The organism is Blautia massiliensis (ex Durand et al. 2017), assembly GCF_001487165.1.
Taxonomy (GTDB): Bacteria; Bacillota; Clostridia; order Lachnospirales; family Lachnospiraceae; genus Blautia_A; species Blautia_A fusiformis.
Window position 1 is genome coordinate 2,953,835 of sequence record NZ_LN913006.1, and the last position, 16,130, is coordinate 2,969,964.

At 43.1% G+C, this 16,130-nt stretch carries 13 protein-coding genes; 11 read left to right on the top strand and 2 right to left on the bottom strand.

What is annotated here, in order from left to right; genetic code table 11:
- Positions 1-26 precede the first annotated feature (26 nt).
- Positions 27-257, bottom strand: coding sequence for a helix-turn-helix domain-containing protein (locus BN3261_RS14600; protein ID WP_004843519.1), 231 nt, complete (start codon positions 255-257; stop codon positions 27-29).
- A 171-nt stretch (positions 258-428) separates the two neighbouring features.
- On the opposite strand from BN3261_RS14600, the gene BN3261_RS14605 reads away from it, so the two are divergent.
- The 3 genes from BN3261_RS14605 to BN3261_RS14615 all read left to right on the top strand — a co-directional run bounded on the left by BN3261_RS14605 (position 429) and on the right by BN3261_RS14615 (position 3,311).
- On the top strand, positions 429-1,058 hold the full coding sequence (locus BN3261_RS14605; RefSeq protein ID WP_015530715.1) for a helix-turn-helix domain-containing protein: 630 nt from the start codon (positions 429-431) through the stop codon (positions 1,056-1,058).
- 86 nt (positions 1,059-1,144) lie between these two features.
- Positions 1,145-2,440: a tyrosine-type recombinase/integrase gene (locus BN3261_RS14610; protein ID WP_008394179.1), complete on the top strand. Its 1,296-nt coding sequence runs from the start codon at positions 1,145-1,147 to the stop codon at positions 2,438-2,440.
- 244 nt (positions 2,441-2,684) lie between these two features.
- Complete coding sequence (locus BN3261_RS14615) at positions 2,685-3,311, top strand: helix-turn-helix domain-containing protein (protein ID WP_059086634.1); 627 nt, start codon at positions 2,685-2,687, stop codon at positions 3,309-3,311.
- 828 nt (positions 3,312-4,139) lie between these two features.
- Here BN3261_RS14615 and BN3261_RS14620 read toward each other — a convergent pair.
- A complete protein-coding gene (locus BN3261_RS14620) occupies positions 4,140-4,682 on the bottom strand; it encodes an SMI1/KNR4 family protein (RefSeq protein ID WP_015526348.1) in 543 nt (180 codons plus the stop codon).
- A 225-nt stretch (positions 4,683-4,907) separates the two neighbouring features.
- Between BN3261_RS14620 and BN3261_RS14625 the strand changes: the two genes are divergently transcribed.
- The 8 genes from BN3261_RS14625 (at position 4,908) to BN3261_RS14660 (ending at position 16,012) form a co-directional block, all read left to right on the top strand.
- A complete protein-coding gene (locus BN3261_RS14625) occupies positions 4,908-5,696 on the top strand; it encodes an electron transfer flavoprotein subunit beta/FixA family protein (protein ID WP_021650628.1) in 789 nt (262 codons plus the stop codon).
- Positions 5,697-5,709: 13 nt separating this feature from the next.
- Complete coding sequence (locus tag BN3261_RS14630; RefSeq protein WP_059086635.1) at positions 5,710-6,900, top strand: electron transfer flavoprotein subunit alpha; 1,191 nt, start codon at positions 5,710-5,712, stop codon at positions 6,898-6,900.
- A 3-nt stretch (positions 6,901-6,903) separates the two neighbouring features.
- The gene (locus tag BN3261_RS14635; RefSeq protein WP_021976221.1) at positions 6,904-8,322 is read left to right on the top strand and encodes an FAD-binding oxidoreductase; all 1,419 of its coding nucleotides are present in this window, start codon (positions 6,904-6,906) and stop codon (positions 8,320-8,322) included.
- An 18-nt stretch (positions 8,323-8,340) separates the two neighbouring features.
- Positions 8,341-9,510, top strand: coding sequence for a YkvI family membrane protein (locus tag BN3261_RS14640; protein WP_059086636.1), 1,170 nt, complete (start codon positions 8,341-8,343; stop codon positions 9,508-9,510).
- Between the two features lie 290 nt (positions 9,511-9,800).
- A complete protein-coding gene (licT, locus tag BN3261_RS14645) occupies positions 9,801-10,652 on the top strand; it encodes a BglG family transcription antiterminator LicT (RefSeq protein ID WP_059086637.1) in 852 nt (283 codons plus the stop codon).
- A 123-nt stretch (positions 10,653-10,775) separates the two neighbouring features.
- Positions 10,776-12,662 carry a beta-glucoside-specific PTS transporter subunit IIABC gene (locus tag BN3261_RS14650; RefSeq protein ID WP_059086638.1) on the top strand — a complete coding sequence of 629 codons (1,887 nt, stop codon included), beginning with the start codon at positions 10,776-10,778 and terminating at the stop codon, positions 12,660-12,662.
- Positions 12,663-12,732: 70 nt separating this feature from the next.
- On the top strand, positions 12,733-14,160 hold the full coding sequence (locus BN3261_RS14655) for a glycoside hydrolase family 1 protein (RefSeq protein WP_059086639.1): 1,428 nt from the start codon (positions 12,733-12,735) through the stop codon (positions 14,158-14,160).
- Between the two features lie 181 nt (positions 14,161-14,341).
- Positions 14,342-16,012: a sensor domain-containing diguanylate cyclase gene (locus BN3261_RS14660; protein WP_059086640.1), complete on the top strand. Its 1,671-nt coding sequence runs from the start codon at positions 14,342-14,344 to the stop codon at positions 16,010-16,012.
- The last annotated feature ends 118 nt before the right edge of the window (positions 16,013-16,130 follow it).

Below are 16,130 nucleotides of genomic sequence, written 5' to 3' on the forward strand. Positions count from 1 at the left end.
TGGCGGTTTCTTCGGAAGCCGCCTTTTTAATTTGCCGCAGTTCTTGTTACGGCTTTTACATTTCCTCTATCCCTCAAATCACGACCTTCATTAGCTTCCATAAACATTTCCAGAATATCGGTTTTAATCAGGACTTTGCGACCAACCTTTAATACTGGAAGTTTCTTCCATTCTACAAGCTGTCTTAAGGTATTTCTGCCGATTCCCGTATAGTCAGCAGCTTCTTCGATGGATAATGCAATTTTTCTTTGCGTCATATAATCACCTCCTTATAAATTGCATTATGCAATTCTTGTGATGTAAGTATATCCTTTTCATATCTTTTTGTCAAGCGTTACGAAATATCAAAAACAAACTTTATGTTGCATATTGCAATTTTAGAAAAACAATGCTATAATTCATACATACCGAAAAAGGAGGCAGTCAGCATGAAAGATAAAGAACTACGCAAGCTGATAGGCAGCAGAGTAAAACAGCGCCGTCTGGAATTGAATCTGACACAGCCTTATGTCGCAGAAAAGATGGGGGTTACCGCTTCTACAATCCTGCGTTATGAGAATGGTTCGATTGACAATACGAAAAAAATGGTGCTGGAAGGTCTTTCGGAAGCACTCCATGTATCTGTGGAATGGCTCAAAGGGGAAACAGATGAATATGAAACCGACATTACGGATAAGAGAGAGTTACAGATTCGTGATGCGATGGGAGATATTCTGGAACAGTTACCGCTTGCCCTTACCAAAGAAGAAGATGCTTTTTCAAAAGATTTATTACTGCTGATGTTAAAACAATATGGTCTGTTTTTGGATTCCTTCCAGTTCGCCTGCAAAAATTTCAAGGGGAATGCTGGTCAGACGGATATTGCCAAAACAATAGGGTTTGAATCGAATGAGGAATATAATGAGATTATGTTCTTAAGGGAAATCACTCCTACCATCAATGCTCTTAATGAGATGGCAGACGTTGTAAGGCTCTATTCCAAGAAACCAAAAACAGCAGAACAAAGGCTTGCAAATCTTTTATCAGAAGTCTTATACGAAGATTCCGAATCGGTATAGTAAGACAACCGGAGTTATGATATACTTACACGCACGAAGCATTTCATCAGTTCCGATTGTCTAATATCGAAAGGAGATATACGATTATGGCAAAAGGATCTGTAAGAAAAAAAGGAAAGAAATGGTACTACCGCTTCTATGTAGAGGACGCAAGCGGCAATCTTGTTCAAAAAGAATGCGTTGGAACAGAAAGCAAAAGTGAAACTGAAAAGCTGCTCCGTCAGGCAATGGATGATTATGAAAAAAAGAAATTTGTTGCCAAAGCGGAAAATCTCACAGTCGGACAACTTCTGGATGTGTGGGCAGAGGAGGAATTAAAAACAGGTACGCTCAGCAATGGTACTGTGGAGAATTACCTCGGAACAATCCGAAATATCAAGAAACACCCATTGGCAGAACGGAAATTAAAAAATGTAACCTCTGAGCATTTGCAATCCTTCTTTGATTTGCTTTCCTTTGGGGGAGTTCATCCCGATGGAAAAGAGAAAAAGGGTTACAGCAAAGATTACATCCATTCTTTTTCCGCAGTCATGCAGCAGTCCTTCCGCTTTGCAGTATTTCCAAAACAGTATATTACGTTCAATCCCATGCAGTATATTAAACTGCGGTATCAGACGGACGAAGTTGATTTGTTTTCGGATGAGGACATGGACGGAAATATCCAACCAATTTCACGAGAAGATTATGAAAGACTGCTTACGTATCTTCAAAAAAAGAACCCAGCCGCAATACTTCCAATCCAGATAGCCTATTATGCCGGGCTTCGTATTGGAGAAGCCTGTGGTTTGGCATGGCAGGACGTAAATCTGGAAGAACAATGCCTTACCATAAGACGCAGCATCCGATATGATGGCTCAAAACGCAAATATATCATCGGACCAACCAAGCGGAAAAAAGTGAGGATTGTTGATTTTGGAGATACGCTGGTAGAGATTTTCCGTAATGCCCGGAAAGAGCAGTTAAAAAATCGAATGCAGTATGGAGAACTTTATCACACGAACTACTACAAAGAGGTCAAAGAGAAAAACAGAGTGTACTACGAGTATTATTGCTTAGACAGAACAGAGGAAGTCCCGGCAGATTATAAAGAAATTTCTTTCGTCTGCTTAAGACCTGATGGCTGTCTGGAACTTCCGACTACTTTGGGAACGGTATGCAGAAAGGTAGCAAAAACATTAGAGGGATTTGAAGGCTTTCATTTCCACCAGTTACGTCACACCTATGCAAGCAACCTTTTAGCAAATGGAGCTGCCCCAAAAGATGTGCAGGAATTGTTAGGACACTCAGATGTCAGTACCACAATGAACGTCTATGCTCACTCCACAAGAGATGCGAAACGAAAATCGGTTCGGCTTCTTGATAAAGTGGTAGGCAATGACTAAAAAATTTCCCTTATTTCCCTTGTGATTATCTCATAAGGGCAAAAATAAGGGAAACTACATATCATTTCACTAATGGACAGGCGGGAAAGCCTATAAAATGGGGAAAGTTAGAGAGATAATTATATAAATTCCAGTTTGTATAATTGAAAAAATGAAAAACGCATAGACAACTGTGTCTATTAGTGAAAATACGACATTTCTCGCTTTGTGTCGTGTTATTTGCAGATAACAGATTCTATATTTGATGATGAAAGGAGGAGTTGAGGTGGACCAAGTAAAAATCGGGAATTTTTTAAAAAAACTTCGCAAAGAAAAAGGCATTACACAGGAGCAGTTGGCAGAAATATTAAATGTCTCTGGAAGGACCGTATCCAGATGGGAAACCGGAAACAATATGCCGGATATCAGTATTCTTGTGGATATTGCAGATTATTATGATATCAGCATTCCTGAGATTATCAGTGGAGAAAGGAAAAGCGAGATGATGAACGAAGAAGAAAGAAAAATTGCTAAAACAATGTCAGATTATGCAACTACAGAGAAAGAGAAGATTTTTAAGGAAATGAAGCTCCAAAGTGTCATGGGAGTTTGTGCATTGGTTCTATACTGGATTCTGCATGAAACAGGTGCATATATGTATAATGATGTGTTAGGAAAGCTTGCCGGCTATTGTGAGACCTTGGTATCTGTGTCAGTCATAATGATAGCAGCATTTACGACAGGATCTTTAAGCAAGGTGCGGAGCAAGAGTAGGAAAGTTTTTGTGTTCGAAAATTTCCCAAAACCTATGCAATTAGTTGTAACTGCAGTTGTTGCCTTTGGTGGAGCTGCTGTGATCAAGCTGGTACTGGTGTATTTTTTCGGCTTATAAGTATTTTCAAATTCGTATTACATACTATGAAAAAGAACTTTTTGACATTCTTACAGATGCGTGATAATATGCTTATAGAAAAAAGAGTGCTACCGATAGACGGTTAGTCCGTTTTACTATTTAGAATATCTATCAAAAATAACCGCTTAGTTTGCAGACTGGGCGGTTATTTTTGTGGTTTATGATTATCCTTGCCTAATGTATATCCGATACAAAAGCAGGTTAGGCCGAAGCTCACTACTGCTATGAAGTCAACAATACTCATTGGCTTAGTTCTTCTTTCCAGTGGATTCCCTTTTGGGTTTCTATGTAATCAGAGGGTCACAGGTCTCCGTTTCACTTCGGTCGTTGCAAAACGAGTGCCAGTGGCACTCTGCAACCCTCTGTTGAAGGACTAACCGCCTACCGTTATGGTAGCACCCATATTCTGATTATAACCGCCTGAAACTGTCGGCGCAATATGAAGTTGACAGATGAGAGTAGGGCAACTGTAGAAAAGAATCTTTTCGACCAGGGATTCCGGTGCCAAAACGGTGCCAAGAAATCAGGCAAATAAAAATAGATGGTGCAAATCAGCCGTTTTTCACTGTATTTTGGATAGAAAACCATAAAAAATATGAGGTAAAACGGGATTAAAGTATCGCGAGGGTGGACGTACTGTAGGATCAGGACGTGTTGCTACAGTTATCGAGTAACCGTTAATTAGTATAACATCCTAATTTAATATATATTGAGTACCGCAAGGTACATTGTGTCCAAACGTAAGATACCCCGGAACCGTAAGGCTTCCGGGGTATTTTTACGAAAAATATTCATAAAATTTCTGTTTTATGGATTCAAGAAATACCAGAATTCATGCCCCTGGCATACGATATATCTTTCCAGCCATTCATTAAAAGGGATATTAAAACGATCAGTATCTGGAGCTGGATAGCATAGGTAATCGTCTCTGCCTTCTGATACAGCCTGAAGATCCATGGTTATATCGCCGATGTCCTGTAAGCAAAGAACAGGAAGATGATATGTAAACTCCGGATCAGATAAAATAGGCGTACTATTCCAAGATTCCTTTTCTTTGAGCGCTCTTTTTAAAGAATAAATGGTACAGCTGACTAAAGAACTGCCTTCCTCTCCGCAAAAAAGTTCCATGCCATTTGAGCAGGATAAAAAAGCTTTGTATGAGGCAGGAAGTTTCATATTGGGAAAATATTTTTCAAACAGCTGAAATTCTTCAGGTGTTACAGGAGGGTTAAATTTATGAGTTACTTTTATAGGTTCATCGCCTAAATGCCACTGATAGACCCATCCATTATTTTCCATTTCATATTTTAGATTGTTGAAAATTCTGTAGATTGCACGGATGTCTTCCATTACATATATGCTCCTTGATCGATGTGATATTGTAAAGATTCATATGTCTGCTTTATTTGATAACGGAGAGTAATTATAGCATGCTTAAAAGTTTTTTCAATGCTTTTTTGTGCAGAATTTACCAAAACCCTCTCGACTTTATACCACGTTAATGCTATACTTATACAGCTGTTTAACGTTTTAAAGCAAAAAATAAAAGTGAAAATACAGGAAAGAAGATAGAAAATGAAGATCGTTGTATGTATGAAGCAGGTACCGGCAACTTCCAAGGTTGATATCGATCCGGAAACCGGTGCCATGAAACGAATGTCCGGTGAGACAAGGACTAATCCATATGATCTGTTTGCATTGGAAACAGCCCTTGCGATCCGGGAAAAAACAGGCGGAACTGTAACCGTTCTTACTATGGGACCGCCTCAGGCGGAAGAGATGATCCGGGATGCTTATACCATGGGTGCTGATGAGGGCGTGATTCTTTCAGACCGAAAATTTGCGGGAGCGGATGTTCTGGCAACCTCTTATGCGTTAGCACAGGGAATCCAGGTGATCGGCGGTGCAGATCTGATCATCTGCGGAAGACAGACCACAGATGGTGACACAGCCCAGGTTGGACCGGCCATTGCAGAGCATCTGACCATCCCACATGCTGCATGGGTAGCTGAGATCATGGACGTCAATGAAAAAAGCATTCAGGTCCGTCAGGATCTTGTCAGTGTTTCCCAGGTTTCCGAGATTCCGTATCCATGTCTTTTAACCATTGACAAGGATACCTGCGTGCCACGTCTGCCATCCTATTTATTAAAGAAGGCAACTTCAGACCGTCCGGTACGGATCTTAAGCTTTGAAGATATGCCGGATCAGGATCTGAGCCGTTACGGACTGATCGGTTCCCCCACCTCTGTGGAAAAAATGTTTGCGCCGGAGGAAAGTGAAAAACAGGTTTATCTGGAAGGAACTGCAAAGGAAAAGGCAGACAAGCTTGTTGCTCTCCTGACCGGAAAGAAGATCATATAGGGGGAAGCGGAACATGGAATTTTTAAAATTTGATATAAACAAATGCGTACTCTGCGGAGTATGCGTGGAGAAATGTCCTTTTGGGGCCCTTACCATAGAGGGAAATGGAATTGTTGTAGGCGATGCCTGTCGTATGTGTGGGCTTTGCGTTCGTAACTGCCCGGAGAAAGCTATCCGGTTTGAGCAGAAGGCGAAATCCTTTGACAAGGATAAATGGAAAAACTTTCTTATCTATGTGGAGCAGGAGAGAGGAGAGATCCATCCGGTTACCTTTGAGCTGATCGGAGAAGCAAGAAAGATGGCTGTCAAAGTCGGTTATCAGGTTAACTGTGTGATCGTCGGAGGAAAAGGAACAAAGAAAAATGCGGAAAAGCTTCTGCCGTATGGCGTAGACAATGTGTACGTATATGAGCATGAAGGCTTCGAAGGCTTCCGCGCAGACTGTTATACAGACGCAGTTGCAGACTGTATCGCAGCAAACAAACCAAGCTCTGTGCTGATCGGAGCTACTGCGCTGGGACGTTCTCTTGCGCCGAGGCTTTCCACCAGATTCCATACGGGACTGACTGCAGACTGCACAACTCTGGATATCCGTTCCAACACCGATATGATCCAGATCAGACCGGCTTTCGGCGGAAATATCATGGCTCAGATCGGCATCACCAAATCACGGCCACAGTTTGCCACGGTTCGTTATAAGGTTATGGACAAGGCAGAAAAAGTAAAAAATCCGCATGGTCAGGTGGTTGTATGTCCGGTAAATGAAAAAATGGCAGATTCCAGGATCAAGATTCTGTCATCCAGGGTCATTGATAAGGTAAAGAGCCTTGAGGAAGAGGATGTTCTGGTAGTAGCAGGCCGTGGTGTCCGGAATGAAAAGGATGTGGAAATGTGCCGAGAACTGGCAGATGCCCTTGGCGGACAGCTTGCCTTCACCCGTCCTATGGTAGAAAACGGATTCGGAGATGTTGCACATCAGATCGGACTTTCCGGAAGAACTGTCCGTCCGAAGCTGATCATCACCTGCGGTGTATCCGGTGCCATCCAGTTTACCTCCTGCATGACAGGATCTGACTGTATCGTAGCGATCAACAATGATCCGGAGGCACAGATCTTTAATGTTGCAGATTACTGCATCGTGGACGATCTGTACCAGGTTGTACCGGAGCTGACAGAGCTGATAAAGAATCGGAAGGAGGATTAAGTCATGGCATATCCCTATAAAAAAATGACTTCAGAAGATTTTGACTACATCCGTTCTGTGACTGCTTCAGATCGTGTATGGGTCGGCGACGAGATCGCAAAAGAATATTATCGTGATGAGATGCCGGAGTACGGAGTTTTTCCTCCGGAGCTTTATGTGGAGGTTTTAAATAAAGAAGAGATCTCAGCCATCATGGCTTACGCATATAAAGAAAATATCCCGGTGGTATGCCGCGGCGCAGGAACCGGACTTGCAGGCGGAGCAACCTGTAAATATGGTGGAATTATGCTTTCTGTGATGCGCATGAACAAGATCTTTCCGATCGACAGAAAGAACCAGACCATCACAGCGGAGCCGGGAGCACTTCTCATCGATATCCAGGCAGCCGCTGCAGCAGGAGGACTTTTTTATCCGCCGGACCCAGGCGAAAAAACAGCTTCCATCGGCGGCAATGTTATCACAAATGCCGGTGGCATGAAAGCGGTACGATATGGACTGACCAGGGATTTCGTCCGTTGTATCGAGGCAGTTATGCCGGATGGTTCCATCATGAATTTTTCATCCAACGTTGTGAAGAACACAACGGGATATGATGTAAAAGATCTGGTGATCGGCTCAGAGGGAACCTTATGTATCCTGACTCAGGTAACGCTGAAGCTTCTTCCCGCACCGACCTGCACCTGTACCCTTGTAATGCCGTTCAGGAGTCTTGAGGAATGTGCAGACATGGTCCCGAAGGTTCTGGAGCTGCCGTTTGTGCCAACAGCCATCGAGTTTCTGGAAAGAGAACTGATCGATATCGTAGAACGTAATCTAAACAAAATGTTCCCGGTAAAACAGGGAGAAGCAGTGCTGATCGTTATGTATGATGCTTCCAGTAAGCAGGAACTTGACAGCGCAGTAGAGGCAGCAGCGGAAGCAGCTCTGGCAAATGGAGCTCTGGACTGCTGTATCGCAGGAACGCCGGAGCGTGCAGGTGCTGTATGGAGTGTCCGAGGCGGAATCCTGGAAGGAATGAAAGCAGATTCTGTCGCACAGGAAGAGTGTGACGTAGTTGTTCCACGAGCAAGGATCGCAGAGTATGTAAAAGCAGCCAAAAAGATTGCAAGCGCACACGGAATCCGTGTAGAGCCTTGCGGACACTGCGGAGACGGTAACATCCATACAGAGATGCTCCGTGGACCGGAAATGAGCGACCAGGAGTGGAAAGAAGCCACCCACGCAAGCCTGGTAGAGTTGTATGCACTGTCCAAAGAACTGGGCGGCCAGCTTTCCGGTGAGCATGGTATCGGAAACGGACGTCTGGAATTCCTGGAAGAGTTTGCTGGCCCGAGAATGATCGCTCTTTATAAAGCCATCAAGCTGGCTTTCGATGACAAACTGATCCTGAATCCGGGAAAAGTCATCGAATATAATAAATAAAAAATGGGGGAAAGAGAGATGAGTCAGAATAAATCATTACAAAGTAAAATGCCTCTGGCTATGGGACTTGCGTTCGTCGCATTTACCACACAGTTCGGAGGTGGATTCGCATCAGGAGCGCAGATCTATCAGTACTTTATCAACTACGGTATCTGGTGTCTGATCCTGCCGGCAGTGACACAGGGATTGTATGCACTGTTTTTCTGGTATGGAATGCGCTATGCTTATAAACACAAAACCTACGATTACAGAAGCTTTTCCGACAGTCTTTACGGAAAAACGAAACCGGTTATGTCCAATCTCTATGAGATCTGTTACCTGATCATGATCGGAACTGCATCAGCAGCAGCCTTTGCAACCGGCGGTTCCACACTGCAGACACTGTTCGGGATCCCGTACTGGCTCTGTACACTGATCATTGCAGCATTTATCTTTGTGATCGCGCTTTTCGGAACCAATGTCGTAAGAAAATGTGCTTCTACATTAAGTGTGCTGATCATCATCGGTCTTGTACTGGTACTTGTTCCGAATATCATTGCACAGTGGGGAGATATCACAGCTTCCATCCATACTATGTCCTCCGGAGAAATGACTGTACTTTCCTCCGAGAGCGGAGCCTTTGGACCGGCCCTCTATTCAGCAGTCCTTTATTTCTTCTTCCAGCTGGCATCTGTTTCTGTTATGTACCAGCACATGGAGGATGTAACGGACGAAAAACAGATCAACAAAGCAGCGATCTGGATGTTTGTATGCAACTTCTGTGCAATGGAGCTTTCCATCCTCGGACTTCTTGCCATTGCATATGTAAGTGAACTGGCATCTGCCTCGGTACCGATGCTGGTACTGGTCCAGAACGGTGTAGGCGCCGGTATCCTGACACCGATCATTTCTCTGCTGATCATCCTTGGAGCTATTTCCACAGCAGTAAATATGATCTCCGGTATTGTGACCCGCTGCGTAAATGCAGTGGAGCGTCGTATGGACAGCCCGGCGAAAAAAGCGCAGGGACACCTTGGAAGAAATGCAGTTTTCACAGCGATTTTTACATTCCTGGCATTTGCCATCGCACAGTTCGGTCTGATGACAGTTGTTAAAAAGGGATATGCATACCTTGGATATGCGGCGTTTATTACATTGTTTGTACCGTTTGTTGTACATGTCGTTGCGACAAAGGGAAAAGAGATCTGAAGAATAAAAAGCTGAACAGAAAATCCCCCGTTGATCCGTATGGCAGGATCATCAGGGGATTTTGTCAAAGTTCACAAAAATATTATAAATATTTTATTAAATATTCCAGATAGACAACATATATTTTTTCTGATACTATTACGTACAGTTATTAAATAGTTACGAATCAGAAGGATTGTTACTGAAATATTTATTTATCGTCAGGCAAGACCTTATAGTAGTATAGGAATAGGTTTTCTATATACTGTAATGGTCTTTTTTTATTTGTCTGGCAGCGGGGGAACAGGAATATGGTTATCCATAAGATTTTGAATAATAATCTGATACTGTCCAGGGATGGACAGGGACATGAAGTTATTGTAAAGGGCTGCGGAATTGCCTTTCAGAAAAAGAAAGGACAGCAAGTGGAGGAGTCCAGGATCGAGAAGATCTTTACTGCGGAAAATGCCCAGATCAGCAAGGAGATACAGGGTTATCTGACTGCTATTCCGGAAAAATATCTGGATTTTGTGGAAGCTTTTGTAAATGAAGTGAAGGAAAAAGAGGGGATGAAATTAAATGACAGTATTTATTTTTCCCTTAGCGACCATATCATGGGTGCGATCTCCAGACTTGAAAACGGAATCCGCCTTCAGAATATGCTGCTTCTGGATATCAAGCAGCTTTATCATAAGGAATATGAGATCGGCTTGGAATTACTGAAAAAGGTAAATGAGATGTTCGAGGTAGATCTTTCTGCAGATGAAGCAGGATTTTTTGCATTGCATTTTGTGAATGCGGAAGATGGCGGCAAGACGGACAGCTATCAGATTTCCATTATCGTACATCAGATCCTGGACATCGTGGAGAAGTATTATGACAATATGGAATTTCAGGAGGATAATCTGTATTATCAGCGGTTTCTCACGCATCTGAAATATTTTGCCCAGAGATTCCTTCATAAAGAGCTTCACTATGATGAGAATCAGGAGCTTTTCAAGATCATCAAGGAGCAGTACAGAGAAGCTTACGGCTGTGTAAAAATGATCTATCTTATGATGGAAGAGGAATATAAATACGCTATGACTGAGGACGAAATGCTGTATCTGACGATTCATATCCAGAAGATCACAGAAGACCATAAACGTCTGAAAAATCTGTGAAAAGAGATTGTTTTATAAATTAGGTGTTAATGGATTGTTACTGAAATACGTGCCATGTGCGTATCTTTTCAGGCAAGACCTTTAATATAAATTTCAATATTTATTATTAAAGGAGGTCCCCAAATGAAAAAGGACTATGCAAAAACTGCAGACACACTGATTGCAGCGCTGGGCGGAAAAGATAATATCACCCGTCTGTTCCACTGCATGACAAGGCTTCGTTTCTATGTGAAAGACAGATCGAAGATCAACGAGAAAGAGATCTTAAAGCTTTCTGAGATCTCCGGCGTTAACTGGCATGAAGATCAGTTCCAGGTTATCGCAGGAAACGAAGTAAACGCTGTTTACAAGGCATTGGAAGACAAAGGCGTTCCTACCGATGATGCACCGGCAGCGAACTCTGACAGCTCAAAGAGTGTTGTTTCAAAAGTTATCGATGCCATCACCGGATGTATGACCCCGATGATCCCTGCCCTGACTGCAGCCGGTATGATCAAAGTTGTACTTACCCTGCTGACAACTTTTCATCTGGTATCAGAAACAAGCAGTACCTACCAGGTGATCAGTTTTATCGGAGATGTTACTTTCTACTTCATGCCGTTCCTGATCGCAGCAAATGCTGCCAAGGTTTTCCGCGTGAACCAGTCACTGGCACTGTTTATTGCCGGTGTTTACTTAAGCCCTACCTTTGTAACTATGGTAGCTGGTGATGCGGCCATCACACTGTTTGGTCTGCCGATCACAAAAGCAACTTATTCTTATTCCGTTATTCCGGTTATCCTGATGGTATGGATCACACATTATATTGAGATTCTGGTTGATAAGATCACACCGAAAATGGTAAAACTGATCCTGAACCCGACACTGGTAATTCTGATCAGTGCACCGATCGCCCTGATCGTAGTTGGACCGATCGGAACAATTATTGGTAACGGACTTGCGGTAGCCATCAACTTCCTGTCCGTAAAACTTGGTTTCATTATTGTAGGTATCCTTGCAGCAACCTTCCCGTTCATCGTTATGACCGGTATGCACCATGCGCTGACACCGATCGGACTGAATGCCATTGCAACCGGTGGTACCGATACACTGATTTTTGTATCTCAGGTATGCTCTAACCTTGCACAGTCCGGAGCTTCTCTTGCAGTAGCTGTAAGATCCAAGGACAGCAACATGAAACAGCTGGCAAGTGCAGCCGGTGTGTCCGCTCTTATGGGTATCACAGAGCCTGCTCTGTATGGTGTTACACTGAAACTGAAAAGACCGGTTGTAGCAGCTTCTATCGCAGCCGGAATCGGTGGTATCGTAGGAGGACTTCTTCAGGTTTCTCTTTACATTGCACAGAATTGTATCATGGCGATCCCGGCGTTTATCGGCGAGAAGGGATTAATCAATCTGATTTATGGAATCATTATGATCGTGGTATCTTTTGTAGCTGCTTTTGTTCTTACGCTTATCTTCGGATTTGAGGATGTAAAGGCTGAGACAGAGGATGAAGTACAGAACACAGATACAGAAAAACAGCCTGCACAGCAGAGTGCTCCGCTTGTAGATAAGATCGAGCTTTGTGCACCGGTAGCAGGAACTGTAAAAGCACTTTCCGATGTTCCGGATAAAACTTTTGCTGATAAGGTTTTAGGTGACGGAGCAGCAATCATTCCATCAGAAGGTAAGGTTTATGCACCGGCAGATGGTACGGTGGCAAATATCATGGACAGCAAACATGGAATCATGTTTGTGACAGAAAGTGGAGCAGAAATTCTGATCCACATCGGACTTGATACTGTAAATTTAAATGGTAAATATTTTAAATCCCATGTTTCTGATGGAGATAAGGTAAAAAAAGGAAAGCTTCTTGTGGAATTCGATATGGATGCCATTAAGAAAGAAGGATATGATCTGATCACACCGGTTGTTGTGACCAATATTTCTGATTATATCAAAGCAGTATGCATGGAAAAAGAAGATGCAGCTGTAAATGCAGGAGATAAATTCCTGACTATTGTATAAGAATAACAACGAAACATCAGGCGGAGATAACAGATCCGCCTGATGTTTGTAAAAAGGAGAAAATTAAAATATGAAAAATTATAACCGTATGCCGGAAAACTTTCTCTGGGGCGGAGCAACCGCTGCAAACCAGTATGAAGGCGGTTGGGATGAGGATGGCAGAGGCCCGTCCATTGCAGATATCCTGACAGGAGGAAGTGTGGATAAGGAACGTCGTCTTACACCGCCGGCACCGTTACCGGAAGAATTTTATCCCAATCACCAGGCGACTGATTTTTATCATCACTGGAAAGAGGATATTGCTCTTTTTGCAGAGATGGGATTTAAGGTATATCGTTTTTCTATTTCTTGGTCCAGAGTGTTCCCAAATGGGGATGAGGAAACTCCAAATGAGGAAGGCCTTAAGTTCTACGACAATGTGATCGACGAACTGAGAAAATATAACATTGAGCCGCTGATAACGATCTCTCATTATGAGAATCCCCTTCATCTTTCTCTGGAGTATGGCGGATGGAAAAATCGTAAGATGATCGATTTCTATCTTCGATTTGCAAAGGTTTTATTTGAGAGATATAAAGGTAAGGTAAAATACTGGCTGACTTTTAATGAGATCAATATGCTGACGCAGGACTTTGGTGCGGTATTCTGTGCAGGAATGCTGGACCCGAAGGATGTATGTGAGCAGAGCCGTTATCAGGCAATGCATCACCAGCTGGTAGCAAGTGCACTTGCAGTTTCCATGGCTCATGAGATCGATCCGGAGTTTATGCTTGGCTGTATGCTTGCTTATCACAATGGTTATCCATATACCTGCCATCCGGATGATATCTTATATGCACAGCAGTTTGGGCAGATCCACAATTCCATTGCCGGTGATGTTCATGTAAGAGGATATTATCCGGGATTTGCAGCGAGATACTTTGAGGAGCACGGAATCCAGCTGGAGGTTCTTCAGGAGGATAAAGAAATCCTCAAGAAGGGTACGGTGGACTTTTTCACCATCAGCTATTATTCCAGTAGCTGTGTCAGCGTGACAAAGGACGGAGAGAAAACGGCCGGAAATGGAAGTGACAATCTGAAAAATCCATATCTGAAAGCTTCCGACTGGGGCTGGCAGATCGATGCAACTGGTCTTCGCTATGTTCTGAACCAGATCTATGACCGCTATCAGATTCCGATCATGATCGTGGAAAATGGTCTTGGGGCCGTGGATCAGCTGACAGAGGATGGAAAGATTCACGATGATTACCGTATTGAATATATGCGCCGCCATATAGAGCAGATGAAGGAAGCAATCCATGACGGAGTAGATCTGATCGGCTACACCTGCTGGGGCTGTACAGATCTTGTCAGTGCCTCCACCGGAGAATTCAAGAAGCGTTATGGTCTTATCTATGTAAATAAAAATGATGACGGGACCGGAGATTTTTCCAGAATCCGCAAAGATTCTTTTTACTGGTACAAAAAAGTGATTGAATCCTGCGGGGAAGAGCTTTAACTGAATCAACTGCGAAGCAGTTATCTGGTGTAGAATTATGTAGCGAATGCGGTTGCTTTTATCCGGTTGACGACAAAATCCTGGAGTATGACAATGTACTCCGGGATTTTTTTGAAAGGTTGACTTTTACACGGTAAAGTGTAATACTTATTGTAAGTGACGAATGTGAGGAGTGTTTTTTATGCCGGATGAAAAAGTACTGCAGGTAGCGATACTTATATGGGGATGTGCATTTTGTGCCATAGCAGCATTATGTATATTTCTGAGCAGTAATTATAACAGGGAAAAGCGGCGGTATCTTGTCCTGATGGAGAGTTTTGCTTCCCTGTTATTGCTGATGGATGCCCTGGGGCATATTTTCAGCGGATATCCCGGAGTTCCGGGCAGTGTGATGGTCCGTATTTCGAGTTTTCTCGTATTTCTTTTAAGTGACGTAGTCCTGGTGTGTTTTCATATTTATGTGTGTGTTTATCTGTTTTCGAAAAAAGAGCGGAGAACATTAAAAAGAGTAAAAGCCGGATATGTTATTGCTGCCGTGGAGGCTGCTTTTGTGGTGCTCTCACAGTTTACTCACTGGTATTATTACATAGATGGGGATAATTATTACCATCGGGCACCGTTATATATTATGTCAATCCTTCTTCCGGCAGCAGGTATGTTCATTGACCTTACACTTCTGCTCCAATACAGAAAGAAAGTCAGCCGGAAGCTCCTGTTCTCTATGCTGTCATGCATTGTACTTCTGGCAGTGGCGGCAGCTGTGCAGGCATTCTGGTATGGAATGTCGCTGATTGAGTTTTCTGTTGGTATTTCCATGATCATTATGTTTATCGTGACGATGACGGAGCTGAATCAGGAAATGTATCAGCTGATAAGCAGAGAGGGCAAGATAAAGGAAAGACTTGAGATCGCAACGATACTGAATAAATGTATTGCGGAGCTGATATCAGGAGAAGATGAAGATGCGGCGATTTCCAATCTGCTGCGTATTATCAGCGGGTATTTTGACGGAGATCGCAGTTATATTGTTCAGATCGATGAAAAGAGGAATGTCTGTACAAATACTTATGAGTATGCCATGAACGGAGTGACTGCTGAGAAGGATAATCTTCAGGAGGTTCCCATGGAAATGCTGGATATCTGGATGGACAGCTTTCGGAAAAATGGCCTGTATTATATTCCGGATATTGAGGAGGAGCAGGGGCAGCCGTATTATGAGACTCTGAAGATGCAGGACATTACCAGGCTGCTGGCCGTTCCTTTAAACAGTGACGGAAAGATCATAGGATTTCTCGGGGTAGATAATCCGAGACTGCATTATGAGGATCATACGCTGCTGTCATCCATACAGTATTTTTTAACGGACAGCCTGAAAGCCAAGGAGCGTAAGGCGTGTCTGCAGTACATGAGTTACCGTGATATGCTGACGACCTTGTATAACAGGAATAGGTATATTCAGGTTCTGGAAGGCATGCAGGCAAAAACAGTGATAAAAACAGGCGTAGCATATATTGATATCAATGGTCTGAAACGGGTGAATGATCTTTACGGACATGAGGCCGGAGACAGGCTGATCATAAATACAGCGCGTTCCATGCTTGCGATTCTGCCGGAAAATGCTTACCGGGTAGGTGGCGATGAATTTGTACTCATCTGTTTTGATATGGATGAGAAGATTTTTCGGAGTAAGGTCCGGGATATCTGTGACAGCATTGCTGCCAAAAGGATCAGTGTTTCTGTTGGCGTTGTTTGGGAGGAAAGCTCTTCGGAGCTTGAGACAATGCTGAGAAGAGCAGATGATCTTATGTATGCGGAAAAAAAGAAATATTATGAAGAGCATGGAAGGATGTGAAGGTATGTAGCAGAGTGTAAGAGGAGGTCAGAAGAAAATTCTGATAATGCTGTGCCCGGTATTTTTATACCGGGCACTTCGTTTGTGCTAAAAGAAACGCCGGAATAAAATACCGGAC